This is a genomic window from Stenotrophomonas sp. (genome assembly GCF_032061965.1).
Lineage (GTDB): Bacteria > Pseudomonadota > Gammaproteobacteria > Xanthomonadales > Xanthomonadaceae > Stenotrophomonas.
Genome location: NZ_DAMBEF010000046.1, coordinates 1 through 23,824, shown reverse-complemented (window position 1 = coordinate 23,824; position 23,824 = coordinate 1). Strand labels below are relative to the sequence as shown.

Genomic DNA, 23,824 nt, shown 5'->3' with positions numbered 1-23,824 from the left:
TCGGGCCACAGCACGTCGGTGAACCACAGTTCGGTATACGCCAGCTGCCACAGCAGGAAGTTGCTGATGCGGGTATCACCGCCGGTGCGAATGAACAGGTCCGGCGCCGGCAGGTCGGCCAGCGCCACGCCACGGCCCAGCAGTTCTTCGTCGATCTGCTCCGGGCGCAGGTGGCCATCGGCAACCTGTTGTGCGAGGGCACGGGCGGCCTGCGCGATGTCCTGGCGGCCGCCGTAGCTGGCGGCGATGTTCAACACCATCGCACTGTTGCCGGCGGTGCGGAGCTCGGACTTGTCCATGCGTTGAACAATGCCCGCGGCAAAGCGCGAGCGGTCGCCAATGAAGCGCACGCGCACGCCGCGACGGTGGAGTTCGTCCACCTCGCGGTCCAGCGCGCCGAGGAACAGCTTCATCAGCGCATCCACCTCATCCTGTGGCCGCCCCCAGTTTTCGCTGGAGAAAGCAAACAGGGTGAGCACGCCAATGCCGTGCTGCAGGCAGAAGTCGATGGTGCGGTTGACTGCGCGGGCACCGGCGCGGTGGCCGATCATGCGTGGCCGGCGGCGTTGCTGTGCCCAACGGCCATTGCCATCCATGATGATGGCAATGTGCCCTGGCAGGCGTGGTGCGGGTATGCCGTTGGGCATGACGGGCGGCACCGGTCAGACTGCCATCAGTTCCTGTTCTTTCTGCTTGACGACGTCGTCGATGTCCTTGATCGCCTTGTCGGTCAGCTTCTGGATGTCGTCCTGCGCGCGGCGGTCGTCATCCTCGGTGATGGTCTTGTCCTTGAGCAGCTTGGCCACTTCCTGGTTGGCATCGCGACGGATGTTGCGGATGGCGACCTTGCTTTCCTCGCCTTCCTTGCCCACCGACTTGGCCAGCTCGCGGCGGCGTTCCTCGGTCAGCGGCGGCAGGTTGAGGCGGATCACCGTGCCCATGGTGGTGGGGGTGATGCCGATGTCGGAGGCGTAGATGGCCTTTTCGACGTCCTTGATCATGTTCTTGTCGAACAGGGTGATCACCAGCGAGCGTCCTTCGGACACGCTGATGCTGGCCACCTGGTTCAACGGCGTATCGGTGCCGTAGGCCTTGACCTTGATGCCGTCCAGCAGGGCCGGTGACGCGCGGCCGGTGCGGATGGTGGTGAGGGTGTGGCGCAGAGCATCGATGCTCTTGGTCATGCGCGCCTGCGCATCTTGCTTGATGTCGTTGATCATCGCCCGAATCCTGGATGTTTCTTGAACCGGCCGATTATAGGCCAATACCTGGCCCTGCCGGCCGGCAGAGATGGCTCAGTGTGCGTCGCGGCCGTGCACCAGGGTGCCGATGTTCTCGCCCTGCAGGATCTTCAGCAGCTCGCCGGGCTGGCTCATGTCGAAAACGCGCAGCGGCAGGTCGCTGTCACGGGCAAGGGCGAAGGCGGCGGTGTCCATGACCTCCAGGCCCTGGTTGATCACCTGGTCGTAGCTCAGGCTGTCGTAACGGACGGCATCGGAATGCTTGTTCGGGTCCTTGTCATAGACGCCGTCGACCTTGGTGGCCTTGAGCAGCAGGTCGGCGCCGATCTCGATCGCGCGCAACGCAGCGCCGGAGTCGGTGGTGAAGAAGGGATTGCCGGTGCCGGCGGCGAAAATGACCAGGCGGCCCTTTTCAAGGTGGCGGATGGCGCGGCGACGGATGTAGTCCTCGCACACATCGTTTATTTTGATGGCGCTCATCACCCGCGCCTTGCCGCCGGCCTTTTCCAGCGCGTCCTGCATTGCCAGGGCGTTGATCACGGTGGCCAGCATGCCCATGTGGTCGCCGGTGACCCGATCCATGCCGCCTGCGGCCAGGCCGGCACCGCGGAAGATGTTGCCGCCGCCAACCACCAGGGCAATCTCGACACCGGCCTGCTGCGCCTCGATCACTTCGTGGGCCAGACGGTTGATGACCTTGGGGTCGATGCCGTAGTCCTCATCTCCCATCAGCGCCTCCCCGGAAAGTTTCAGAAGGATGCGTTGGTAGGCGAGTTTGGACATGACGACCTCAGATGGCTGGAAAACGCGGGAATTCTAACGGATGCCGTGGTTTCAGGTGAGATCTAATTGTTGCAGCGCAGCGACAAGATCACTTATCGGGCGCTGCCATTCAGCAGGCGGTCGGTTGCGGCGTGGGTGCGCGGGCGATGACCCGGTTGCGGCCAAGGTTCTTCGAGCGGTACAGCACGTCGTCAGCGGCCTTGAGCAGGTCGCGCATGTCGGTGAAGCGCTCGTAGGCGCCGTGGGTTGCCACGCCGGCCGAGAACGTCACGTACAGGGGTGACTCGTTGACGATGGCCATCGGCGTCTGCGCGATCACGCCCAGTACCCGCCGGATCACTTCCACTGCGGTCGACTCGCTGGTGGCCGGGAACATCACCACGAACTCCTCGCCGCCGAAGCGGGCCACGGTGTCGCTGCCGCGCAGTTGGCCCTGCAGCCGGTTGGCGAAGGCCTGCAGGACCTGGTCGCCGACCAGGTGGCCGTGGACGTCATTGATCTTCTTGAAGTCGTCCAGGTCGATGAAGGCGATCGAGAGGGGGCGCTCGGCCTGGCTGGCGCGGCCGAATTCCTGCTCCAGCACAACTTCCAACTGGCGACGGTTGAGGACGCCGGTCAGTGCATCCAGGTGCGCCTGCTCGGCCAGTCGCCGCGCCTGCTGCTCGTAATCATCGGCGCGAACTCGCGCGCTGGAGGCGTCGTGCAGTTCACGCAGGTTGCGCAGGGCAATGAGCTCGGCGGCGTGGTCCAGCAGGAAGGTCACGCGTGCCGGTGAAGGCACCGGCACGTCGAACAGCGCGCTGATCTCTGGAAGCATCTGGCTGACCTGCTGCAGCACCTGTTCAAAGCGGGTGCTGTCCAGCTGCAACGCAGTGTTGACCTCGCGTAGCGCGTGGTTGCGCGCCTGGTCGACATCATCGGCCAGCCAGATGTCGGCGATGCAGCCGGACAGGGCCACGCAGCGCTCGAACAGGTCGTTGGGTGTGGCGGGCGGTTCGCTATGGGCAATGGCATCGCCGAGGTAGCGGGGCAGGCCCCATTGCTCGCACAGGCGGGCGCCGACTTCGGCATGGGTGCAATCCAGCACGCTGCGCTCCTGCGCAAGCAGCTGCATGTTGTCCGTGCAGTTGCCCAGCAGGGCAGGGTAGATATCCGCGCGGACCTGCAGCAAGGCAAGCATGCCCATGTCCTGCAGCAGGCCGGCCAACATCAGTTCTTCCAGGCGTCGAACGCCGCACGCGGCGCCGAGGTAACGTGCAGCCAGGGCGCTGAGCACGCCGCGGCGCCACACTGCATCCAGCAATTGGCTGTGGCCTTCGTCATCGCGCAGGGCGCGCGACAGGCTGAAGCCCAGTGCAAGCTGCAGCGTGGCATTGAGCCCGAGCATGGTCAGTGCCTGCGACAGGTTTTCGATGCGGCGGCGGCTGGCGTAGAGCGGGGAATTGGCGATGCGCAGCATGCGTGCACTCAGTGCCATGTCCAGCGCGATCACGTCGGCTGCACTGGCAATGTCGGTTTCCGGGTCCTGTGCCAGTTCGATCAGTCGTACCGCGATGGCGGGCGGCGATGGCAGGTTGCGGCACAGGGACAGGGCTGCGTTGAGCTCGGGTGACATGTCGTTGAGGCGGGCGGCAGTGGCCCAAGCATACAGGCATGCCCTGAATAGGAAAGGGGCGTTGGCGCTTCATCCCTGTGCACGGGTGCACTGCAAGTGATCATGGCCTGCCTGTAGAAACAACGAAGCCGCGGAAATCCGCGGCTTCGTTGGTGTTGCATGCAGCAGGCTTTAGACCTGCATCGCCTTGGCAACTTCGGCGGCGTAGTCTTCAACCACCTTCTCGATGCCTTCGCCAACCACCAGGCGCTGGAAGCTGATGACGTCGCCGCCAGCAGCCTTGACGGCCTGCTCAACGGTCTTGTCGCTGTCCAGCACGTAGTTCTGGCCGTACAGGGTCACTTCGCTGATGATCTTGTTGATCTTGCCGCTGATGATCTTTTCCAGGATTTCAGCCGGCTTGGCCTTGTCCTTTTCGCTCATCTTGGCCAGCTCGATTTCCTTTTCCTTGGCAACGAAGTCGGCCGGGACGTCGGCAGCCTTGTTGTGCGGCGGGTTCATCGCGGCCACGTGCATGGCCAGGCCCGAGGCCAGTTCGGCGTTGCCGCCGGCCAGCTCGACCAGCACGCCGATCTTGCCGTTGCTGTGCACGTAGGTGCCGACGGTGTTGCCACCTTCGATCTTGACCAGGCGACGGATCTGGATGTTTTCACCCAGCTTCTGGATCGCGGTGGCGCGGGTTTCTTCGACGGTCTCGCCGCTCGGCAGCTTGGCCGACTTCAGGGCTTCAACGTCGGCAGCGCCAGAAGCCAGTGCGGCAGCGGCGACGGCGTCGACGAACGCCTTGAAGTTGACGTCGTTGGCAACGAAGTCGGTTTCCGAGTTCACTTCGACCAGCACAGCGTTGCCGCCGTTGCTGGCAACGCCCACGCGGCCTTCGGCGGTGACGCGGTCGGCTTTCTTGTCGGCCTTGGCAGCGCCGGACTTGCGCAGGGCTTCAGCCGCTGCATCGATGTCGCCGTTGGTCTCGGACAGAGCCTTCTTGCACTCCATCATGCCGGCGCCGGTGCGCTCGCGCAGTTCCTTGACCAGGGAAGCAGTGATTTCCATGGAATTACCTCATCAATAGAAAGGGGTAGGCCGGCAATGATCGCCGGCCGTTGTTACGCAGCCCTGTCAGTGACCGGCGCCGGTGGCGCTGGTACAGGGGAAGCGGGCGCAATGGCTGCGCCCGCCGAGGTGCATCAGGCCGAAGCCTCGTCGCCCTTCTTGGCCGGAGCCTTCTTGGCCGGAGCGCGGCGAGCCGGCTTGGCTTCTTCGCCTTCGGCAGCGGCGTCAGCGAACTCTTCTTCGCGCACGGTGGCGGCGTTCGGAGCGGCAGCCTTGCCTTCCAGCACGGCGTCGGCAGCGGCGCGAGCGTACAGCTGCACGGCGCGGATGGCGTCGTCGTTGCCCGGGATAGCGTAATCAACCAGTTCCGGGTTGTAGTTGGTATCGACGACAGCGATCACCGGGATGCCGAGCTTCTTGGCTTCCTTGATGGCGATGTCTTCGTGACCGATGTCGATGACGAAGATGGCGTCCGGCAGGCGGTTCATTTCCTTGATGCCGCCCAGCGAGGCTTCCAGCTTGTCGCGCTCACGGCGCAGGCCCAGCACTTCGTGCTTGACCAGCTTGTCGAAGGTGCCGTCGGTTTCACCGGCTTCCAGTTCCTTCAGGCGGGCAACCGACTTCTTCACGGTGGCGAAGTTGGTCAGGGTGCCGCCCAGCCAACGCTGGTTCATGAACGGCATGCCGCAACGCTCGGCTTCTTCCTTGATGGCGTCGCGCGCGCTGCGCTTGGTGCCCAGGAACAGGATGGTGCCGCGCTTCTGGGCAACGGACGAGATGAAGTTCATCGCATCGTTGAACAGCGGGACGGTCTTTTCCAGGTTGATGATGTGGATCTTGCCGCGGGCGCCGAAGATGTACGGAGCCATCTTGGGGTTCCAGTAGCGGGTCTGGTGGCCGAAGTGGACGCCGGCTTCCAGCATCTGACGCATGGTGATCTGGGACATTGCAAAACTCCTGATAATGGAACTGACACCGCGCTCGGCCGTTTGTGTTGGGGCCGTGCAGCGATGCGCGGCTTCTGGTGAGAGCGCGCAACAGTTCCGGGGTTGGGCTTCCCTGGCGCCTACGTGGCCGAACCCTGACTGGCAGGGCACCCCGGCACGGATGGGGGCGACAGGTGAGGATTCACCGGTGACGCCCGGTGTCGGCGTGCTCGTGGGGCCAAGGCCCAACAAAGCCCGGCGAGTATAGCCGGTGGCCCAGCCGGCCGCAAATCGCGCCTGCGGCTCAGAATGTAAGGGTCACGGTAATGGTATCGCTGTATTGGCCTGGCACCACTGCCGGTTGTGGGAAAACCCGGCCATACACCGTGAGCGAGACATCTTCATTTTCGCCGGTATCGGCGGCTCCCGTCGGGATCGTGTCGCCCCAGGGGATCAGCAGCGCCGGGTCCATGTAGAGCTGGTAAGGAAGGAAATTGCCGTTGGAGGCCATCCTGCGCTGGCCGTTGGCGGCGTTCAGGCCGTTGTCCAGGGTCATGGACCAACTGGCATCGGTGGCGCAGCGCAGCTGGATATGGGAGCTTGCGTCACGGGGCCTGTCCAGTTGGCTGACGGTGCCGAAATCCAGGTCCGTAGCCATGTTGAGGACGCAGGTATTGGCAACCCGGGCCCGGACCCGGCCGAACGAAAACGTGGTCTGGCCGGCGCTGCCAAATACCGGCGCTACAGCGTCGCGGCAGTTCTCAGCGGACGCTGCGCCAGTGAACGGGGCTGCAAAGGTGTAGCGCAGCAGGCTTGGGCCAGGAAGGCCTTCATACATATAGGCGGCAGGAAGGCTCTGGCCCGGCGGGATCCTGCCGTAGGCGGTGAGGTTGATCTGTGCAGAGCCGGTTATGGGCAAGGAAAGGATGCTGTAAAGAATCGGATAGGCGCTGCCCAGTGGGCCGATAAGCTGGGTTCGCCCCGCGTTGGAATAGAGGTCGTAAGCCATCAGGGCGCCCGCATCATTGTCCAGATGGCGGGGCGCCATGCCTGGCGGGATCCCTTCGTCGATGAAGGCGCACACCGTCACCTGCACCGGCACCCCCGGGATGCCTTGGCAGCTTACGGTCAGCGTGGCGGAGGCGCTGTTGCTGCCGGCAGCAGTGACGGTGCCAAAGTCCAGCGGCGTCGAGTTGAGCACCTGGCAGGATTGCTGCGCGCCGACTGGCGCGGATTACAGCAGCACGACCAGGCCCATCGTGACGGAGAGCGCAATAAGCCACCGCCGCTGTTTGGTGCGACGGTTCATGGTCGACATTGCAGTGGCTCGGGGGGGGCGGGGGAGGACGTGCTGGGCGGATCAGGCAACGGGAGCAGGCAATCCCCGTCGAGATGGCGGATGCGCAGACGTGCGCCGGCCGGCACGTTGTTCAGGTATAGCTGGCCCTCATGGCCGATCACCGTTGTGGCAAGGATGCGGTCGTCATGTTCCATGGCGACGGCGGTGCCGGGGGGCAGCCATTGGCCGGCAGCGCTGCGTATCTGCAGGCTCAACGGTTGGCTGGTCCTCACATGAAACGCTGCACGGACACCGCTGCGTGCGGCGGGCACCACGTGTTGCTGTACCACATCGACCTCCACATCCGCCGGCAACTGCAGCGGGTCGATGCTGAGCAGGTTGCGCTGCCAGGCGCGCAACGGCGCCACCAGTAGTTCGCCGCGCTCGTCGGTGGTGCCGACAAGGCGATTTTCCAGCCGCACCGCCACCCCGGGCATGCCATTTGTAGAGACCAGTGCGAAGGCATCGTCGGCACGCCGCAGTGTATGCAGTCCGCTGCCAAACCAGGCCACGCTGCCGGTGCCGTCCAGATAGGCCAGGGCGCCTGCGTTGTTGTCGCGATCCAGGCCAACGCGCCAGCGACCGTGGTCATCCAGGTAGTTGATCTCGGCCGTTTGGCCGCGTTGGGCGCCCATGCGGGTCTGCACACGCCAGCCCCAGCCGCCGCTGTCGAGCGGTGGGCTGCGGTTGGTCTCCATTGCCACCACATCGCCATCGGCACTGTGGCGCACCGAGGCGCTGAGTTGGGTGCGGCGATCCAATGGGAGCGAGAAATACAGGTAGGCACTGTCCATGCCGCGTGTGTCCAGGTCGCGATGGATCTGGGTGCTGATCCAGGCTTGGCCCCGCAGGCTGCGTGACCAGCCCGCGCCGAGCAGACGGGTGCGGGGGCTGCCGGGATAGTCCTGGATGATGTAGTTGAGGCTGAACTGTCCGCTGCGGGCGTTGCCGAAGCCGATGAACAGTTGGTCGCTGCGGCGTGCAGGCAAGGTGCCGGTCAGATGCGCGGGGGCATCGACGAAGTACTGACTGCGACGCTGGGTGGCGGCAGAAATGCTGAAGCCCGGCGCGCTCCACTGATAGCCGAGTGTGTGCTGGTGGCCCCGCTGGTCCGCGGCTTGGCTGCTGCTATAGGACGCATTGAGCACGCCGGTACGGCGACCCAGCAGGGCAATCGCGCCGATGCCGGCCACCCTCAGGCTGCGGGTGTATTCGGCATGCGTCTCCAGGGTCAGCTGATCACTCAGTCCGCGGCGCAGACTGCCGCTGATCAGGGGTCGGTGGTCATAGGCGAACGAGCGGATACCGTAATCACGGCGTAGGACGCCGATGTCCAGGGACCAATCGGACAGGCCTGCCTGCAGCAACTCGGGCGCGCCGTATAACGCGAACTCCAGCGATCGGCTTTGGCCGTTGATATCGGTGACGAGAAGTTGCGCCTGCCCCGTGCCGTTGAGGGCAGGGGTACTGTCCAGTTGGAATCGGCCAGGGGCGACACGGTGGCTGGCTTGGCGCAGGCCGTTGATGTACAGGTCCACGGTCGAGGGCAGCACCGCCTCGCCCGCAAACGAGGCCAGCGGCGTGGTGACGCGGTAGGGCTGCAGGCTGAAATTGCGCGACAAGTGCAGTCCGCCAATGCGCGCCGAGCGTGACCAGTCGAGCGCACCGGTGAGTTGGTCGCCCACGCTCAGGCTCAGCATCGGGCCGGGCAGGTCCAGCTGCCAGCGGCTGTCCAGGCGCGTCGTGCCGCCATGATGTCCACTGCTGCCTGTCACCAGGCGCGAGGTCTGGCTTGTGCTCCAGGTGCCCGGTCCCAGTCCGAACAGGCGCAGCTCGCTGTAGCCGCTGATGGCGCGATCACCCCGCACTTGCTGCGCATGGAGGTCATAGTTGAGTAGCAGCCCGGGGCTGCTGTCGCTGACTGCTGGGGTGTCGATAAGCGTGCCGGCGCGCAGTCGAGTGACGGGGCGGTCCAGGAGCGGCATGGGTACTTGCAGGGCCAATCGCTGATTGCGCGGATCGTAGTCGATGTGGATGCCGGGCAATTGGTTCAGCGGGATGGACGCTGCATCGGCGGCGACGTTGTTGGGAAGGCGCAAGCCCAGTTCCCGCAATGTGGACGCGCTGGCGTACAGCGTCTGTGCCTGCAGTTTGAAGTGGGCCAGTGTGCCTGCCGGCTCACGGTTGATGTGCACCTCCAGATGCAGCTCCTGGGTTTGGGTGGCATCGGCCGGGCGCGGATCGGGCAGGGGAAGTGGGCGCGCTGGCGTTGGCATGGAGGCGCCTGTGGCGGCCAGGCTAATGGCCAGCAGTTGGCAGAGGCTGGGCGGTGGGGGCATCGTTCAGCCTGGCCTGCAAGCCGCCCGGGTGAGGGAGCTCTGCCGCCAGTGGCAGCCTCCATTGCATGTGCTGGCCGGCCAGGACGTAGCCAAGCAGGCCAGGGTGCAGCTTGGTGATCGCACCGTTGTCCGTGCGCCAGCCAAGCTCGCTCAGGCGCACACGCTGCTTGCCGTTGTTGCGGACATCCAGGGTCAATACGTCGGCCGTGATCTGCCAGCTGGCCAGCAGCCTGCTCGTATCTACTGGTCCTTTGCGTACCTGGTCGCGGGGTAGCGCATCCTTTGGCAGCACGAACACCGGTATCGAATACCGCAACAGGAATTGCAGTCCCGGAGGCCGTCGTTCGTCGACCTCGGGAAGTTCATCGACCCACACGCGGTAGGCCTGCTCGTTGGCGTCTACAGCGGACAACGGGGTGGGACGGATGATGCGTACCAACTGGCGCTGGCCGGCCGGGACCTGCACGATCGCCGGGCTTGCCCGCAAGGCTGCAGACGGTTGCAGTACGTCGGTTGCCGCAGCTTGCGACCACTGCAGCACGCGGATCTGTGCATGCACGGGCCGGTCACCATCATTTTCCAGCCAAAGCACGTTGGCCTGTTGGTTTTCGCTGAACTCCAGCACGATGGGGGAGACTTGGAGATTGCCTGCGGCGCAGCCGAAGGTACAGGCCAGCAATGCGGCCTGCAGCGTATGGCGGCCGCTGGTGGCTGCGGTCTCTGTCCACTGCCGGTACGACACGCTCATGTCCGCGCTCAATAGGTGATCGTGGCAATGACGGTGTCGCTGTAGCTGCCGGCCGGAGCGTCGGTGGAGGGGGCGCGACCATAGACGGGCACGGTCTGCGCGCTGGCCGTGCCGGTGCCGGCCAATGTGTCGGTGCCGATGACTTCGCCCCAGAAATCCTGCCTGCCAGCGTCGCGGTAGAGCCCGTAGGCGACGAAGTTGTTGTTGCCGTCGGACATGCGGCGGTTGTCGGCGGCTGCGGTGGTGCTGGTGGCATTGGCGCCGGGGTTCATGCCGATGGTGTAGGGCGTGCCATTGCTGCAGTTGACCTCAAGGGTGCCCTGCGCATCGACCGGGACGCCGGTGGAGCGGGTCAGGGTGCCGAAGTCGATGTCACTGGCGGCAACGGCCTGGATATCGCAGGACTCGGTGATGACGATGCGGACCTGGAACTGGGTGGTCTGGGTTGCGGCTTGGGCGCCGACGCAGGGCGCCATCAATGCGCCAACCGTGGTTGCGAGCAGGGTGCGGTGCAAAGCCATGTGAGCCTCCAATGACCCCGTGCCGCCGGGGCGTGCGTCACTGTTTGAATGCAGCCGGAGCTAAGCACGCGGGAGGCTGTCGCGGTCCCATTCAGAATGCCCCGTCTGAGTGAATGGGAGATATTGATAACTTTGGTCAATTGGTTTCGCCGGATTTGCCATTGCCGGTGTTGGGGCGGAAGGGCTAGGTCAAGGCGACTGGCTGATGGCGTCGATGCGCCGTGCAAAACAGTCCATGGGCTTCACAATTGGAAAAAACTGCTGAATAGCGGTAGGCCCGGCGCGGCGGGTTTTTCGCTCTTGTTGCGGCAGAAGTTGCCATTGCAACGGTTTGCCTGCCCGGCGTGATGCCCACCCGGGCGACGGAAGGTTCGGAATCCGAACGTAAATGCGCGATAATCCGGGGATGGCAATCCAACTGAAAACCCCTGAAGAAATCGAGAAGATGCGCATCGCCGGTCGTCTGGCGGCCGAGGTGCTCGACATCGTCGCCCCTCACGTCAAGCCCGGTGTGACCACCGAAGAGCTGGACCGCATCTGCAACGACCACATCATCAATGTGCAGGGTACGATCCCGGCCAATGTGGGCTACCGCGGATTTCCCAAGACCGTTTGCACCTCGGTCAACAACGTCATCTGCCACGGCATTCCCAGCGAAGCCAAGGTCCTCAAGGACGGCGACATCGTCAATATCGACGTGACCGTCATCAAGGATGGTTGGCACGGCGACACCAGCCGCATGTACTACGTCGGCACCCCGTCGGTGATGGCCAAGCGCCTGGTGGAAACCACCAAGGAAGCCATGTGGCGCGGCATCCGTGCGGTCAAGCCGGGTGCGACCCTGGGCGATGTCGGCCATGCCATCCAGGAATACGCCGAAGCCGAGCGTTTCTCGGTCGTGCGCGAGTACTGCGGCCACGGCATCGGCAAGGTCTATCACGATGAGCCGCAGGTGCTGCATTACGGGCGGCCGGGCCAGGGCCTGGTGCTGAAGCCGGGCATGACCTTCACCATCGAGCCGATGATCAACGAAGGCACGCGCTACACCAAGGTGTTGCCCGATGGCTGGACGGTGGTCACCAAGGACCGCAAGTTGTCGGCACAGTGGGAACACATGATCGCGGTGACGGAAGACGGCGTTGAGGTATTGACGTTGTCGCCGGCTGAATCCGCGCAGGCATGATCCAACTGCCGGCGGGCCCGAGTCTGGACGCGCCGGCAGATCCTGCCGGTGATGCGCAATGGGCCGCCGACGCGCGGCAGTCACTGGCACATACCGATGCGCGGCTGTGCAAGCGCTTCGAGCAGGCCGACAACGTCGAGCGCCTGCTCGGTCTGCGTGCGCGTGCGGTTGATCAACTGATCGTCGAAGCCTGGCAGCGCTGCGTTCCCGCCGCGGCCGGCATGGCCTTGTTCGCGGTAGGCGGTTACGGGCGGGGGGAGTTGTTTCCGCGTTCGGATATCGACTTGCTGGTGCTGGCTGAAAGCGACGTGCAGCTGCGCCATGAGGCCGCGCTGGCACGTTTGTTTGCCCTGTTGTGGGATGCAGGGTTGCCGGCCAGCCATGCGGTGCGCTCGGCTGCGCAGTGCGCGCAGGCCGCCGCTGACCAGACCGTGCTGACGGCCTTGATCGAAGCGCGTCCGTTAAGTGCTGACGCGACCGCCCAGCATGGGTTGGCGCGCGCGATATCGCCGAGCCTGTTGTGGCCGCCGCGCGAGTATTTCCTGGCCAAGCGCGAGGAGTTGCAGGCCCGTCACCAGCGCTTTGGCGATACCGCCGACAACCTGGAGCCGGACATCAAGGACGGCCCGGGCGGCCTGCGCGATCTCAATACGCTGGGCTGGATGGCGCTGCGCGCGTTCGGCGTGAGCAATATCGATGCGCTGGTCGGGCTGGGACACCTTGGCCTGGACGAAGCGGCTGCACTGAAGCGTGAACGGCTGGTGCTGGCGCAGCTGCGCTTTGGCCTGCACCTGGTTGCGCAGCGCGCCGAAGAACGCCTGCGCTTCGACTACCAGAAGACCCTGGCCGCGCGCATGGGTTTCGTCGACGACGCCGAAAGCCTTGCCGTTGAAAAAATGATGCAGGGCTTCTATCGCAGTGCGACGGTCATCCGCCGCATCAGCGATCGCCTGCTACAGCGTTTCGAAGAACAGTTCGATGGTGAAGCCACCCCGTTGCCGGTGGGCGAGGGTTTTTCGCTGCGTCGTGGTTATCTGTCGGCCGACGATCCGCTGTGGCCGCACGCCGATATCCGCAGCGTGTTCGCGTTGTTTGCGTGCTGGGCGCGGACCACCGACGTGCGCGGACTGCACTCGATGACCGCGCGTGGCCTGGCGGAGATGCTGGATGAGATTCCCGCGTACACCGAAGTGGATGAAGCGGTACGCGAGCAGTTCATGACGCTGCTGCGCGGTCCCCGTGCGGTCGATACGCTGGCGCGCATGGCACGCCTGGGCGTGCTGGGCCAGTGGCTGCCGGCCTTCGCTGCGGTGTCCGGGCGCATGCAGTTCGATCTGTTCCACGTCTACACCGTGGACCAGCACACCTTGATGGTGCTGCGGAACATGGCCTTGTTTGCCAGCGGCCGTGCCGACGAGCGCTTTTCCATCGCCCATGAAGTCTGGCCGCGGTTGCGCAAACCGGAGCTGTTGTTGCTTGCGGGCCTGTTCCACGATATCGCCAAGGGCCGCGGCGGTGACCATTCCGAACTGGGCGCGGTGGATGCACGCGAGTTCTGCACCGCACATGGCCTGAGTGGTTCGGATACCGAACTGGTGGCCTGGCTGGTGGAACAGCACCTGCGCATGTCGGTTACCGCGCAGAAGCAGGACATCACCGACCCGGAAGTGATCCATCGTTTTTCGGCCCTCGTTGGTGACCGTGATCGACTGGATTATCTGTACCTGCTGACCTGCGCCGATATCGCCGGCACCAGCCCGAAGATGTGGAATGCATGGAAGGACCGCCTGCTCGCCGACCTGTATTTCGCCACCCGCCGCGCACTGCGCGAAGGTGTGGAATTCGCGCTGCCCGAGGCCGAGCGCGTGCAGGAAGCGCGTGACAGCGTGCGTGAGCAGATGAACCTGCTGGGCTATGACGACACGGTGATTGACCGCCAGTTCGCGGCGATGCCCGACGAGAGCTTCGTGCGCTTCCGTCCCGAGCAACTGGTATGGCAGGCGGCATCACTGGTGGAGGTGCGCAAGGGTGGCACCTTGGCCAAGGTGCGGCGCATTGCCCCGGAAAGTGATGCCTTGGAAGTCTTTGTGCACTCGCCTGACCGTGACGGCATGTTTGCCGCCATCGTGATGACGCTGGATCGTGCCGGTTACGGCATTCACCGCGCCCGCGTGCTCGATGGCCCGGACGACACCATTTTCGATACCTTTGAAGTGACCCCTTCCGGCAGCTTCGCCGATGGTGATGCGGCAAAACTGGAGTCCGCACTGCGCAAGGCGCTATCGGGCAACATCCTGGCGCTGCGTCCTTCGCGCCGGGTGATGCCGCGGCAGTTGAAGCATTTCCGTTTCGCTCCGCGCATTGAGTTCCTCGAATCCAGTCATCAGGGCCGCACCCTGTTGAACCTGGTGGCGCCGGACCGGCCGGGCCTGCTGGCTGACGTGGCGCACGTGCTGCGCGACCAGCAACTGCGGGTGCAGGACGCCCGCATTGCCACCTTTGGTGAGCGCGCCGAGGACCAGTTCCAGCTGACCGACCGCCACGACCAACCCCTTACCGAAACGTCCATGCAGTCGCTGCGTACTACGTTGCTGGCTTGCCTGGACCCCGATAGAACGCCAGGAGACCCCCACTGATGGCCACCAAGAAGCCAGCGGCCAAGAAGGCTGCCCCCAAGAAGACCGTCGCCAAGACGACTGCGCCGGCCAAGAAGGCTGCTGCCAAGCCCGCGGCCAAGCCGGCCACCAAGGCCGTTGCGAAGAAGCCTGCAGCGCCGGCCAAGGCCGCGCCGAAGAAGGTTGCCGCCAGCAAGCCCAAGTCAATCGAATCGGTTGGCCCGCGCAGCCTGCGCAAACCGCCGGCACCCGGCGTGGCCGAGATGAAGTTCAGCATCGAAAGTGCGTTCGAGCGCCGCACGATGCTGACCGGTGACGAGATCGACGGTTCCACCCGTCCGCTGGTCAACCGCGTCATCGATGGTCTGGAGTCGGGTGAGTTCCGTGTCGCCGAGCCCGATGGCAACGGCGGCTGGAAGGTCAACGAGTGGTTGAAGAAGGCGGTGCTGCTGTACTTCCGCGTCAACGACATGGCAGTGATGGACGGCGCCCCGGCACCGTTCTGGGACAAGGTCGAGTCCCGTTTTGAGGGCTATGACGAAGCGGCCTTCCGCCAGGCCGGTGTGCGCGTGGTGCCGGGTGCGATCGCCCGCCGCGGTACGCATTTCGGCAAGGACGTGGTGCTGATGCCGAGCTTCACCAACATCGGCGCGCACGTGGGTGAGGGCACCATGGTTGATACCTGGGCCACCGTGGGTTCCTGTGCGCAGATCGGCAAGCACTGCCACCTGTCCGGCGGTGCCGGCATCGGCGGCGTACTGGAGCCGCTGCAGGCCAGCCCGACCATCATCGAAGACCATTGCTTCATCGGCGCGCGTTCGGAAGTGGTGGAAGGCGTGGTCGTCGGCCACCACAGCGTGATCGGCATGGGCGTGTTCCTGAGCCAGAGCACCCGCATCTACAACCGCGCTACCGGCGAAGTGACCTACGGCTACATCCCGCCGTACAGCGTGGTGGTCAGCGGCTCGCTGCCCTCCAAGGACGGTACGCATTCGCTGTACTGCGCGGTGATCGTCAAGCAGGTGGATGCCAAGACCCGCAGCAAGACCAGCGTCAACGATCTGCTGCGTGGGTTGGCGGACTGAGTCTTTCCGGACGTGCGCTGAAGGGGCGAACCAAGTGCCTCCGGAGGTGCAGCACTGTCCCTTCTCCCGCATGCGGGAGAAGGTGCCCCGAAGGGGCGGATGAGGGGAGCTCTTGCTTCGCTCCTGTTTGGCTTGGTGGAAGCTTTGCTTGGCAATACGAGCTACAAGCCTCCCCTCACCCCCAACCCCTCTCCCGCAAGCGGGAGAGGGGGCAGATCACCACGAGCTTTGAACCATGACCACGATCTACGGACTGAAAAACTGCGACACCTGCAAGAAAGCCACCAAATGGCTGGATCGCTTCAACGTCGCCTATACCTTCGTCGACTACCGCGACAACAAGCCCAGCCCGGAAACGCTGATTGACTGGGCATCCAAGGCTGGTGGCTTCGCGGCGATGATCAACAAGTCGTCGACCACGTGGCGGCAACTGCCGGACAACCGCAAGTCGCCCGAGTCCGATGCCGAGTGGAAGCTGCTGCTGCGCGAATACCCGCAGCTGATCAAACGCCCACTGGTGATCACCGACGACGGCGAGCTGAGCCAGGGCTTCAGCGACAACGGCTTCAAGCAGCGTTTCAACATCGCCTGATCCACCTGTAACAGCGGCGCAAGCCGCGAAGCCACCGATCCGAAAGGCCGCTATGAACGACGTACTCGCCCTGACCTGCGACTTGATCGCACGCCCCTCGGTAACCCCGGAAGACGCCGGCTGCCAACAGCTGATCGGCCAGCGCCTCAGCGCCGCTGGGTTCAACTGCGAACACTTGCGCCTGGGCGAGGTCGACAATCTCTGGGCGACCCATGGCAGCGGGGCGCCGGTGCTGGTGCTGCTCGGCCACACCGATGTAGTGCCGACCGGCCCGGTCGAGGCATGGCACAGTGACCCGTTCAAGCCGGAAGTGCGCGATGGCGTGCTGTACGGGCGTGGCGCCGCCGACATGAAGGGCAGCGTTGCCGCCTTCGTGGTGGCTGCGGAACAGTTCGTCGCTGCGCATCCGGACCACCCGGGCACGCTGGCGGTGCTGCTGACCAGCGACGAGGAAGGGGATGCCATCGATGGCGTGCGGCATGTCGCGCGGTTGTTCGGCGAGCGTGGCCAAGCCATCGACTGGTGCGTTACCGGTGAGCCCTCATCCACCGCCAAGCTTGGCGATCTGTTGCGTGTGGGTCGCCGTGGCAGCTTGTCGGCCAAGCTGCGCATCAAAGGCGTGCAGGGCCACGTGGCCTATCCGGACAAGGCACGCAATCCCATCCATCTGGCCGCACCGGCCTTGGCCGAATTGACCGCACGGCATTGGGATGACGGCTATGAAAGCTTCCCCTCGACCAGCCTGCAGATATCCAATATCAATGCCGGTACTGGCGCCAACAACGTGATCCCGGGCGAGCTGCAGGTGATGTTCAACCTGCGCTACAACCCGCACTGGAACGCAGACAAGCTCGAAGCCGAGATCGGCGCGCTGCTCGACCGACACGGCCTGGACTACGAACTGCATTGGCACCGCAGCGGCGAGCCGTTTTACACCCCGGAAGGGCGCCTGCGCAGCGTGGCCCGCGAAGTGCTGGCCGAGTTTGCCGGCGCGGCGCCAGAGGAAAGTACCGGTGGCGGCACCTCCGATGCCCGCTTCATCGCCCCGTTGGGCGCGCAATGCATTGAGGTGGGGCCGGTAAACGCCAGCATCCATCAGGTCGACGAGAACGTACTTGTCGCTGATCTGGAGGCCTTGCCGGCACTCTACCGTCGGCTGGTCGAACGCCTGCTCGCCTAAGCCACGATCAGGCCGAACGCGGCCAAAGCGGCGGCGGCCTGCCGCTGCGAAATCACCGCTTTCTTGAAGTACTTGGCGTCCATCACGTTGAGCCCGCTGATGTCGGTGCCGCGCAGGTCGGCACCCTCGAAGCGGGTGAGCCGGGTCTGCGCGTTGCGCAGGCTGCCAGCGTTGAAAACCGCATCGCGGAAGTCGCAGCCGGACAGGTCGGCATCGGAGAAGTCCATGCCTTCCAGCTGCGCCTTGCGGAACGACAGGCCGCTCAGGTTTGCACTGACCAGCAGGCAATTGCTGAATTCCAATGCCCAGCCAGTTACTTCCTGCAGGTGGGCGCCGGTGAGCTTGCAGTCCTGGAAATGGACCGACGACAAGGTCGCCCGCCGCCAATAGCTGTTGTTGAGGTCACAGTGGTCGAAGCATGCATCGCTGAGCTGTGCCGAGCTGAAGTCGCAATGTCCGCCACGGCACTTCTGCCAGTGGGTTTCCTCAAGTGATGCTGCCAGCCAGTGCGCGTCGGCCAAGGTGCATTGGATGAACTGGAAACCGTCCATGGCCAGGCGCGAAAAGTCGCCGCCGTCCAGGTTGCAGGATTCAAAGACCGCCGCGCGCGGGTGCGCGCCAATGATTTGCTGCATGCGCTCGCGGGTAATGGTTTCTTCGCGGAAAACAACGGTGGTGGTCATGTTCGCAGTGCAGGGGCCGGCGCACCATTCTGCGCGAGGCGGTGGCCTGCAGGCAGTCTTGTTGCGCGGGGATTTGTGTGTACAGGCGTGGTAACCCGAGCACGCCTGTGACTGAATGGGGTGGCTGGCGCGCGGCCGGGGTCGGGTGATGCAGGGGCAGGGGGCAAACGCGGCGCGATCAGGATCGGTTGCCAAAGCAACAGTTGCGTGCCCGTCAAAACAGCGATACGGTCAGCGCCATGTCCTCGTTCCTGGCCACCGCCGTCAATAACAACAACCGCAATAATCTGCGCGCGAATAATCGTGCGCGGCCGATGCGGGACTGCGACCAGAGCTAGAACAGGCAACACGCTCCGGATACCAGAAAACCCGCATCGGTCGATGCGGGTTTTTTTGTGGCCGGGCGGGAACACCACACGGCTGCTGGTCTGTCAGCCGTTGCTTCGAATGTTAGTGCCCCCACCCAACCTCAGGAGCTTTTCCCATGTGTTCCATCTTCGGCATTTTTGGCCTGCAACCCGGCGACGACCTGCAGGCGCTGCGTCGGCAGGCGCTTGAACAATCCCAGCGCCAGCGCCACCGCGGCCCGGACTGGAGCGGTGTGTATGTGGACGACGGCGCGATCCTGGTGCATGAACGTCTGGCCATCGTCGACCCGGCGGGCGGGTCGCAGCCGTTGCTGTCGGAGGACGGCGAACTGGCACTGGCAGTCAATGGCGAGATCTACAACCACCAGGAACTGAAGAAGGAACTCACCCAGCCGTACGCGTTCCAGACCGGTTCGGACTGTGAAGTGATCAATGCGCTGTACCGCGAGGACGAGCCCGCGTCCTACCTCAACAGGCTCAACGGCATCTTCGCCTTTGCCCTGTGGGACAGGGCCAAGCGCCGCGTCATCATTGCCCGCGATCCGATCGGCGTGGTGCCGCTGTATTGGGGCCATGACAAGCAGGGCCGGCTGTGTGTGGCCTCTGAGATGAAATCGCTGTCCGATACCTGCGCCGATGTTGCGCAGTTCCCGCCGGGCCATTGGTACGACAGCAGCACCGATACCTTGAGCAAGTATTACGAGCGCCCGTGGCGCGAGTACGCGGCGGTGGAAGGCGTCGATGTTTCGCTGGCCGAGCTGCGCGAAGCATTCGAGCGCGCTGTGCATCGCCAGCTGATGACCGACGTGCCTTATGGCGTGCTGCTTTCCGGTGGCCTGGATTCCTCGCTGGTGGCTGCCGTTGCCGCACGCTATGCGCGTCGTCGCATCGAGGACGGCGGCCAGAGCGAGGCGTGGTGGCCGCGCCTGCACAGCTTCGCCATCGGCCTGAAGGGCTCCCCCGACCTGGCCGCGGCCAAGGTTGCGGCGGAAATGCTGGGCACGGTCCACCATGGCTTCGAGTACACCTTCGAAGAGGGTCTGGACGCGCTGCCGGAAGTTATCCGGCATATCGAAACCTATGACGTCACCACCATCCGCGCATCCACGCCGATGTTCCTGTTGGCGCGCCGGATCAAGGCGATGGGCGTGAAGATGGTGCTGTCCGGCGAGGGCAGCGACGAGATATTCGGCGGCTATCTCTATTTCCACAAGGCGCCGAATGCGCTGGAGTTCCATGAAGAACTGGTGCGCAAGCTCGACGCGCTGAACAACTACGATTGCCTGCGTGCCAACAAGTCGATGATGGCCTGGGGCGTTGAGCCGCGCGTGCCGTTCCTGGACCGCGAGTTCCTGGACGTGGCGATGAAGATGGACGCACGCCACAAGATGGTCGACAAGGCCAGCGGCCGCATCGAAAAAGCCGTCCTGCGCGAAGCCTTCGAGGGCTATCTGCCCAAGGAAATCCTGTGGCGGCAGAAGGAGCAATTCAGCGATGGCGTCGGTTACGGCTGGATCGATGGTCTGAAGGCACATGCTGAAGCCCAGGTCAGCGACAGGGTGCTGGCGGCGGCAGACAAGCGCTTCCCGCACAACCCACCGCAGACCAAGGAGGCCTACTACTACCGTCACCTGTTCGAGCAGTTCTACCCGAGCCGGGCAGCTTCGGAAACGGTGCCAGGCGGCAAGTCGATCGCCTGCTCCTCGCCGGCGGCAATCGCCTGGGATGCAAGCTTCGCCAACATGGCCGACCCCTCCGGTCGCGCGGTCGCCGGCGTGCACGAGCAGGCATTGGCAGGGTGATCGATGACGCACGGCCCGCCGTGTGCGGGCCGTGCAACAGCGCTCTGCTGGGAGGTCGCGTTCGGCTTATGATCGGCGACTGATCTGGGGGGAGACGTTTCATGGATGCTGAAGCCCATCGTTCCGCGTCACGCAGGCATTGGCTGCTTCTCTACCTGGGGCTGGCGGCGGTGCCCATGTTGGGCGCGCTTTACCTGGCTCGCCATGCGGGCATGGAGTTGCCAGCGCCCGTGCAGCATGTGACCCAGGCGGCGTCCTCTGCACTCCACTCCAGTTCCACGTTGGGCTTGTTTCTGCTGCAACTGCTTGTGCTGTTGCTGGTTGCCAAGGGGATGGGAAGGCTGCTGCGCTGGCTTGGGCAGCCTGCGGTCATCGGCGAGATGGCAGCCGGGCTGATGATGGGCCCATTGTTGTTTGGCGCCGTTTTTCCGCATGCCCAGGCGGCATTGTTCCCCCCCAGTTCGTTGGGCCCCTTGGGCCTGATAAGCCAGTTGGGCGTGTTGATGTTCCTGTTGGTGGCCGGTGCGGAGTTGGATCTGGGCAGGCTGCGGGGGCGGCGGCGGTTTGCCATCGCGGTCAGTCATGCCGGTATCGCCATACCCTTTTTCCTTGGCGTGCTGCTGGCGATTTACCTGTATCCCGCGCATGGCCCGGCGGGGGTGGGCTTCGCTCCGTTCGCGTTGTTCGTCGGGATATCGTTGAGCATCACCGCGTTCCCTGTACTGCTGAGGATTCTTGCTGATCGCGACATGACACATGGCCCGCTCGGGCAGACCGCGATTGCCTGTGCGGCGCTGGGCGACGCCACCGCCTGGTGCTTGCTGGCGCTGATCGTCGCCGCTACCCAGGCGGTAGGTTGGGGCGCTGCGGGTATGAACCTGGTGTGCGCTGCTGTTTTCATCGTGGTGATGTTGTGTGCGGTGCGGCCCTGGTTTGCCCGGCAAACGATTGCTGCTGGTCGCGAGGGCGCGTGGTTGCTGGGTATGTTGTTGTTGACCCTGGCCAGCGCGCTGCTGACTGAATACCTTGGTATCCATGCCTTGTTCGGTGCATTCGCGGCGGGTGTGGCGGCATCTTCGAATGTGCAGCTGCGTGAGTTGATCATCAGCAAGGTGGAGCCGCTGGCGGGCACCTTGTTGCTGCCGCTGTTCTTTGCCATGACCGGTCTGCGCCTGCGTGGCGACGCGTTGCAGGTAGATGATCTGTGGCTGTGCCTGCTGGTGATCGCGGTCGCTACCGTCGGCAAACTGTTGGGTACGTTTGCCGCCGCGCGCAGTGCCGGCATGCCGGCAACGGATGCGATGCGGCTGGGTGTGTTGATGAACACCCGTGGCCTGATGGAGCTTATCGTGCTCAATCTGGGGTATGAGCTGGGGCTGCTGGATGATCGCCTGTTCGCGGTGCTGGTGATCATGGCCTTGGTAACGACAGCCATGACCGGGCCACTATTGAGTTGGAGTGGACGTTGGCAGCACCGGACCCGTTGAGGACTGCAGACGTGCGGAGATCGCCTTTTCCCAAGGAGGAGTTGTGATGCTGAAGGTCCAATGGGTGTTGCTTGCAGCGCTGTGCGGTGCCCCCTTCGCCGACGCAGCGGAGGTTCAACTGCAGCGGCACTCCCAGGGCGACTGGGAGGCGGATATCGGCTACACAGGCGTCGTGCGCGACGGCGACACCCTGCATGTTTCTGGCGTGCCTTGCCGCGGTGAAGACATGGCGGCTGCCGTGCGTAGCTGCTACGGCAAGCTCACCAGGATCCTGCAGGGGTTTGACGCCGATAGCAGCCAGGTGATCAAGGAAACCGCCTTCACCACCGACATGGATGGGTTGATCAAGGCCATTCCAGTGCGCAAGACGTTCTTCGCCGACGGCAAGTATCCGGCCGCAAGTTGGGTTCAGGTCAGTCGCCTGTTCAACGCCGAGGACATGCTTGAGGTGGAGTGGACGGTGCGCTTGCAGCCGGCCGAGCCGCAAGCCGATACCCCATCGCCGGAGTAGGCACCTGATAATCGCGGTTCTGTAGCCCGGGTAAGCGCAGCGCACCCGGGAGCAAGGTGGAGACGGGGCGAGGCAGTATCGCCCCGGGTGCGCTACGCGCACCCGGCCGACGTCTGTCCGCGTCCATCGCTCAGCGTGGACTCAAGCGCAGGCTATGGCTTGCTTGGCCGGGAAGGAAAGGCGTTGGCCTTCCCTGCACCCAATCGTCATGGCCTGCGCCCCAGAACGGCGAAAGCGGGTGGCCGCTCTGGCCGCCCGGCATGTGCACGATGCCCTCGTCTTCGTGGCCGGGTGAGACCACCATGCGTTCGGACGCGCCAAACTTGGGCCCGACCACGCGCGGCATGTTGCTGTCACCGGCCAGAGGCTCGCGTGCCATGCATAGCCAGCGCTTGAACAGCCCCGGCAGCGCTGCCGAGACCGGATGGCAGATGGCTGCGGTATTGCGCTCGCCCCAACTGCGCTGTGCCAGGTCCGGTCCCTGTTCGGCCAGATCCTGTTCCAGCTGTTTGGCGCTGTCGGCCAGCAGTGCCTCCCAGCTTTCATAGGGCGGCGGTAGCAGGTGCGCCGGGCGCTGTTCGAGCATGGGCCAAAGCACGCCTTCGAACTGCGCCAGATTGGGCGCGATGTAGCGTTCGCCAAGCTGCTCCTTGGCGGGTGCCAGCAGGGCGTTCTCCATGTTGTCCACCAGGATGCCGCGGAACCCGCGGGCCATGCGATAGCTGACCGAATCGATGGAGGCGCGGCCTTCCCATTTACGGCTGGTTGCTTCAAGGCGTTTCAGCGCAGGATCATCGCTGTGCTCTACGGTCTGCCGCAGCAGCTTCCACCAGCGCTCCATCAACAGCGCGCGGTCATCGAGCTGGATGGCGAGCAGGTCGCGTTCGTTGAAGCGGTCGCGGGCGAACAAGCCGTCGCGGATCTGTTTGGCACGGGCACCGAAGTCATAACCACCGTCACCTGCCGTGGCCAATGCAGCACCGTCGAGTACCCGGCCGTTGGCGGTCCACAGGCGGTGCTGTGGCGGATCGACCAAGGCCGGCGCCTGGTCGGTGCGAATGCCCCAAGGCGGGCAGCGCGGGGCGGTCGAGGCGGCGTCGGCATGGCAGGCGGGATCGCGGGCCGGGCGTGCACCGATCAGGCGCCAGGCGATGCGGCCGCTGCGGTCGCCTACCAGCAGGTTCTGCGCCGGGATGCCGGAGCGGTCGGCCACGGCCAGGGCAGCATCCAGGTCGGCGGCCTTGGCCATGTCGGCAAAGTCCAGGCGCACGGCGCCGGGTTGCTGGCCGACCCAGCGCAGGGCCAGCAGCTGTCCATCGGGTTCATCGTGCAGTACCGGGCCCCAATCGCTTTCGCGCACGACCAGCATTTCCGGGTTGGCGCCGGCGACAGCGATGGATTCGCTATAGGTGCGCAGCGGTGTGTCGGCGGGCAGGGTGGTGAAGTCGGCGGTATCGATATAGCTGTTGGTGAAGGCCCAGGCCACGCGTGTATTGCTTCCAACAATCACCGCGGGCAGGCCAGGCAAGGTGAAGCCGGCAACATCGACCTTGCCCTCGGGCGCACTGGGGTCGGCATAGCGCAGGCGCGCACGGAACCAGATGTTGGGCGCGCGCAGGTTCAGGTGCATGTCATCGGCGATGATGGCGCGGCCATCGGCGGTCAGCGCGCCGGCAACGGCGAAGTTGTTGCTGCCCGGAAAAGAATCGGCCGCCGCAGGCGGCCCGCCGATACCTCTCTCCCGCACGGCGGGAGA

19 protein-coding genes and 1 pseudogene are annotated in these 23,824 nt (G+C 64.5%); 8 read left to right on the top strand and 12 right to left on the bottom strand.

What is annotated here, in order from left to right; translation table 11 throughout:
• From uppS to RT460_RS17045, 10 genes and pseudogenes are all read right to left on the bottom strand, one after another.
• The coding region (gene uppS, locus RT460_RS17095; protein ID WP_313320642.1) for a polyprenyl diphosphate synthase at positions 1-647 on the bottom strand (647 nt) is incomplete at its 3' end.
• 15 nt (positions 648-662) lie between these two features.
• Positions 663-1,220 (bottom strand): ribosome recycling factor, encoded by a 558-nt coding sequence (gene frr / locus RT460_RS17090; protein ID WP_313320641.1) that lies wholly within the window; start codon positions 1,218-1,220, stop codon positions 663-665.
• A 75-nt stretch (positions 1,221-1,295) separates the two neighbouring features.
• Positions 1,296-2,024 carry a UMP kinase gene (gene pyrH / locus RT460_RS17085; protein WP_313320639.1) on the bottom strand — a complete coding sequence of 243 codons (729 nt, stop codon included), beginning with the start codon at positions 2,022-2,024 and terminating at the stop codon, positions 1,296-1,298.
• A 109-nt stretch (positions 2,025-2,133) separates the two neighbouring features.
• Positions 2,134-3,639 carry a GGDEF domain-containing protein gene (locus tag RT460_RS17080; RefSeq protein ID WP_313320637.1) on the bottom strand — a complete coding sequence of 502 codons (1,506 nt, stop codon included), beginning with the start codon at positions 3,637-3,639 and terminating at the stop codon, positions 2,134-2,136.
• 171 nt (positions 3,640-3,810) lie between these two features.
• Positions 3,811-4,689 (bottom strand): translation elongation factor Ts, encoded by an 879-nt coding sequence (gene tsf / locus RT460_RS17075; RefSeq protein ID WP_313320635.1) that lies wholly within the window; start codon positions 4,687-4,689, stop codon positions 3,811-3,813.
• A 134-nt stretch (positions 4,690-4,823) separates the two neighbouring features.
• Positions 4,824-5,636, bottom strand: a complete 813-nt coding sequence (gene rpsB / locus RT460_RS17070; protein WP_313320634.1) for a 30S ribosomal protein S2 — start codon at positions 5,634-5,636, stop codon at positions 4,824-4,826.
• Between the two features lie 283 nt (positions 5,637-5,919).
• Positions 5,920-6,822 (bottom strand): annotated as a pseudogene (locus RT460_RS19525) (spore coat U domain-containing protein); the annotation flags it as partial.
• 98 nt (positions 6,823-6,920) lie between these two features.
• Positions 6,921-9,230, bottom strand: a complete 2,310-nt coding sequence (locus tag RT460_RS17055; RefSeq protein WP_313320632.1) for a fimbria/pilus outer membrane usher protein — start codon at positions 9,228-9,230, stop codon at positions 6,921-6,923.
• 22 nt (positions 9,231-9,252) lie between these two features.
• A complete protein-coding gene (locus RT460_RS17050) occupies positions 9,253-10,041 on the bottom strand; it encodes a molecular chaperone (protein WP_313320630.1) in 789 nt (262 codons plus the stop codon).
• 8 nt (positions 10,042-10,049) lie between these two features.
• On the bottom strand, positions 10,050-10,562 hold the full coding sequence (locus tag RT460_RS17045; RefSeq protein WP_313320628.1) for a spore coat U domain-containing protein: 513 nt from the start codon (positions 10,560-10,562) through the stop codon (positions 10,050-10,052).
• A 406-nt stretch (positions 10,563-10,968) separates the two neighbouring features.
• On the opposite strand from RT460_RS17045, the gene map reads away from it, so the two are divergent.
• The 5 genes from map (at position 10,969) to dapE (ending at position 17,217) form a co-directional block, all read left to right on the top strand.
• Positions 10,969-11,745, top strand: coding sequence for a type I methionyl aminopeptidase (gene map / locus RT460_RS17040; RefSeq protein WP_313320626.1), 777 nt, complete (start codon positions 10,969-10,971; stop codon positions 11,743-11,745).
• Positions 11,742-14,381 carry a [protein-PII] uridylyltransferase gene (locus RT460_RS17035; RefSeq protein WP_313320624.1) on the top strand — a complete coding sequence of 880 codons (2,640 nt, stop codon included), beginning with the start codon at positions 11,742-11,744 and terminating at the stop codon, positions 14,379-14,381. Before map ends, RT460_RS17035 begins: the two co-directional genes overlap by 4 nt.
• A complete protein-coding gene (gene dapD / locus RT460_RS17030) occupies positions 14,381-15,445 on the top strand; it encodes a 2,3,4,5-tetrahydropyridine-2,6-dicarboxylate N-succinyltransferase (protein WP_313320622.1) in 1,065 nt (354 codons plus the stop codon). The genes RT460_RS17035 and dapD overlap by 1 nt, the downstream gene beginning before the upstream one ends.
• Positions 15,446-15,680: 235 nt before the next feature.
• Entirely contained in the window at positions 15,681-16,037 is a 357-nt protein-coding gene (locus RT460_RS17025; protein WP_313320620.1) for a Spx/MgsR family RNA polymerase-binding regulatory protein, read from the top strand.
• 52 nt (positions 16,038-16,089) lie between these two features.
• Positions 16,090-17,217 carry a succinyl-diaminopimelate desuccinylase gene (gene dapE, locus RT460_RS17020; protein ID WP_313320618.1) on the top strand — a complete coding sequence of 376 codons (1,128 nt, stop codon included), beginning with the start codon at positions 16,090-16,092 and terminating at the stop codon, positions 17,215-17,217.
• Here the strand turns inward: dapE and RT460_RS17015 are convergent.
• Positions 17,214-17,900 carry a pentapeptide repeat-containing protein gene (locus RT460_RS17015; protein ID WP_313320616.1) on the bottom strand — a complete coding sequence of 229 codons (687 nt, stop codon included), beginning with the start codon at positions 17,898-17,900 and terminating at the stop codon, positions 17,214-17,216. The two genes, dapE and RT460_RS17015, sit on opposite strands and share 4 nt — an antisense overlap.
• Positions 17,901-18,384: 484 nt before the next feature.
• Here RT460_RS17015 and asnB point away from each other — a divergent pair, with 484 nt between their 5' ends.
• The 3 genes from asnB (at position 18,385) to RT460_RS17000 (ending at position 22,068) form a co-directional block, all read left to right on the top strand.
• Positions 18,385-20,070: an asparagine synthase B gene (gene asnB / locus RT460_RS17010; RefSeq protein ID WP_313320614.1), complete on the top strand. Its 1,686-nt coding sequence runs from the start codon at positions 18,385-18,387 to the stop codon at positions 20,068-20,070.
• A gap of 101 nt (positions 20,071-20,171) precedes the next feature.
• Positions 20,172-21,557, top strand: a complete 1,386-nt coding sequence (locus RT460_RS17005; protein WP_313320612.1) for a cation:proton antiporter — start codon at positions 20,172-20,174, stop codon at positions 21,555-21,557.
• 46 nt (positions 21,558-21,603) lie between these two features.
• A complete protein-coding gene (locus tag RT460_RS17000; protein WP_313320610.1) occupies positions 21,604-22,068 on the top strand; it encodes a RidA family protein in 465 nt (154 codons plus the stop codon).
• A gap of 130 nt (positions 22,069-22,198) precedes the next feature.
• Here RT460_RS17000 and RT460_RS16995 read toward each other — a convergent pair.
• Positions 22,199-23,824: penicillin acylase family protein (locus RT460_RS16995; RefSeq protein WP_313320608.1), on the bottom strand; the 1,626-nt coding region annotated here is incomplete at its 5' end.

Coding starts and splice junctions, on each gene's coding strand:
- RT460_RS17045 (WP_313320628.1), bottom strand. CDS start 10,562: ATGGCTTTGCACCGCACCCTGCTCGCAACCACGGTTGGCGCATTGATG.
- tsf (WP_313320635.1), bottom strand. CDS start 4,689: ATGGAAATCACTGCTTCCCTGGTCAAGGAACTGCGCGAGCGCACCGGC.
- frr (WP_313320641.1), bottom strand. CDS start 1,220: ATGATCAACGACATCAAGCAAGATGCGCAGGCGCGCATGACCAAGAGC.
- rpsB (WP_313320634.1), bottom strand. CDS start 5,636: ATGTCCCAGATCACCATGCGTCAGATGCTGGAAGCCGGCGTCCACTTC.
- RT460_RS17035 (WP_313320624.1), top strand. CDS start 11,742: ATGATCCAACTGCCGGCGGGCCCGAGTCTGGACGCGCCGGCAGATCCT.
- RT460_RS17050 (WP_313320630.1), bottom strand. CDS start 10,041: ATGAGCGTGTCGTACCGGCAGTGGACAGAGACCGCAGCCACCAGCGGC.
- RT460_RS17015 (WP_313320616.1), bottom strand. CDS start 17,900: ATGACCACCACCGTTGTTTTCCGCGAAGAAACCATTACCCGCGAGCGC.
- RT460_RS17025 (WP_313320620.1), top strand. CDS start 15,681: ATGACCACGATCTACGGACTGAAAAACTGCGACACCTGCAAGAAAGCC.
- RT460_RS17055 (WP_313320632.1), bottom strand. CDS start 9,230: ATGCCAACGCCAGCGCGCCCACTTCCCCTGCCCGATCCGCGCCCGGCC.
- RT460_RS17000 (WP_313320610.1), top strand. CDS start 21,604: ATGCTGAAGGTCCAATGGGTGTTGCTTGCAGCGCTGTGCGGTGCCCCC.
- map (WP_313320626.1), top strand. CDS start 10,969: ATGGCAATCCAACTGAAAACCCCTGAAGAAATCGAGAAGATGCGCATC.
- asnB (WP_313320614.1), top strand. CDS start 18,385: ATGTGTTCCATCTTCGGCATTTTTGGCCTGCAACCCGGCGACGACCTG.
- dapD (WP_313320622.1), top strand. CDS start 14,381: ATGGCCACCAAGAAGCCAGCGGCCAAGAAGGCTGCCCCCAAGAAGACC.
- dapE (WP_313320618.1), top strand. CDS start 16,090: ATGAACGACGTACTCGCCCTGACCTGCGACTTGATCGCACGCCCCTCG.
- RT460_RS17005 (WP_313320612.1), top strand. CDS start 20,172: ATGGATGCTGAAGCCCATCGTTCCGCGTCACGCAGGCATTGGCTGCTT.
- pyrH (WP_313320639.1), bottom strand. CDS start 2,024: ATGTCCAAACTCGCCTACCAACGCATCCTTCTGAAACTTTCCGGGGAG.
- RT460_RS17080 (WP_313320637.1), bottom strand. CDS start 3,639: ATGTCACCCGAGCTCAACGCAGCCCTGTCCCTGTGCCGCAACCTGCCA.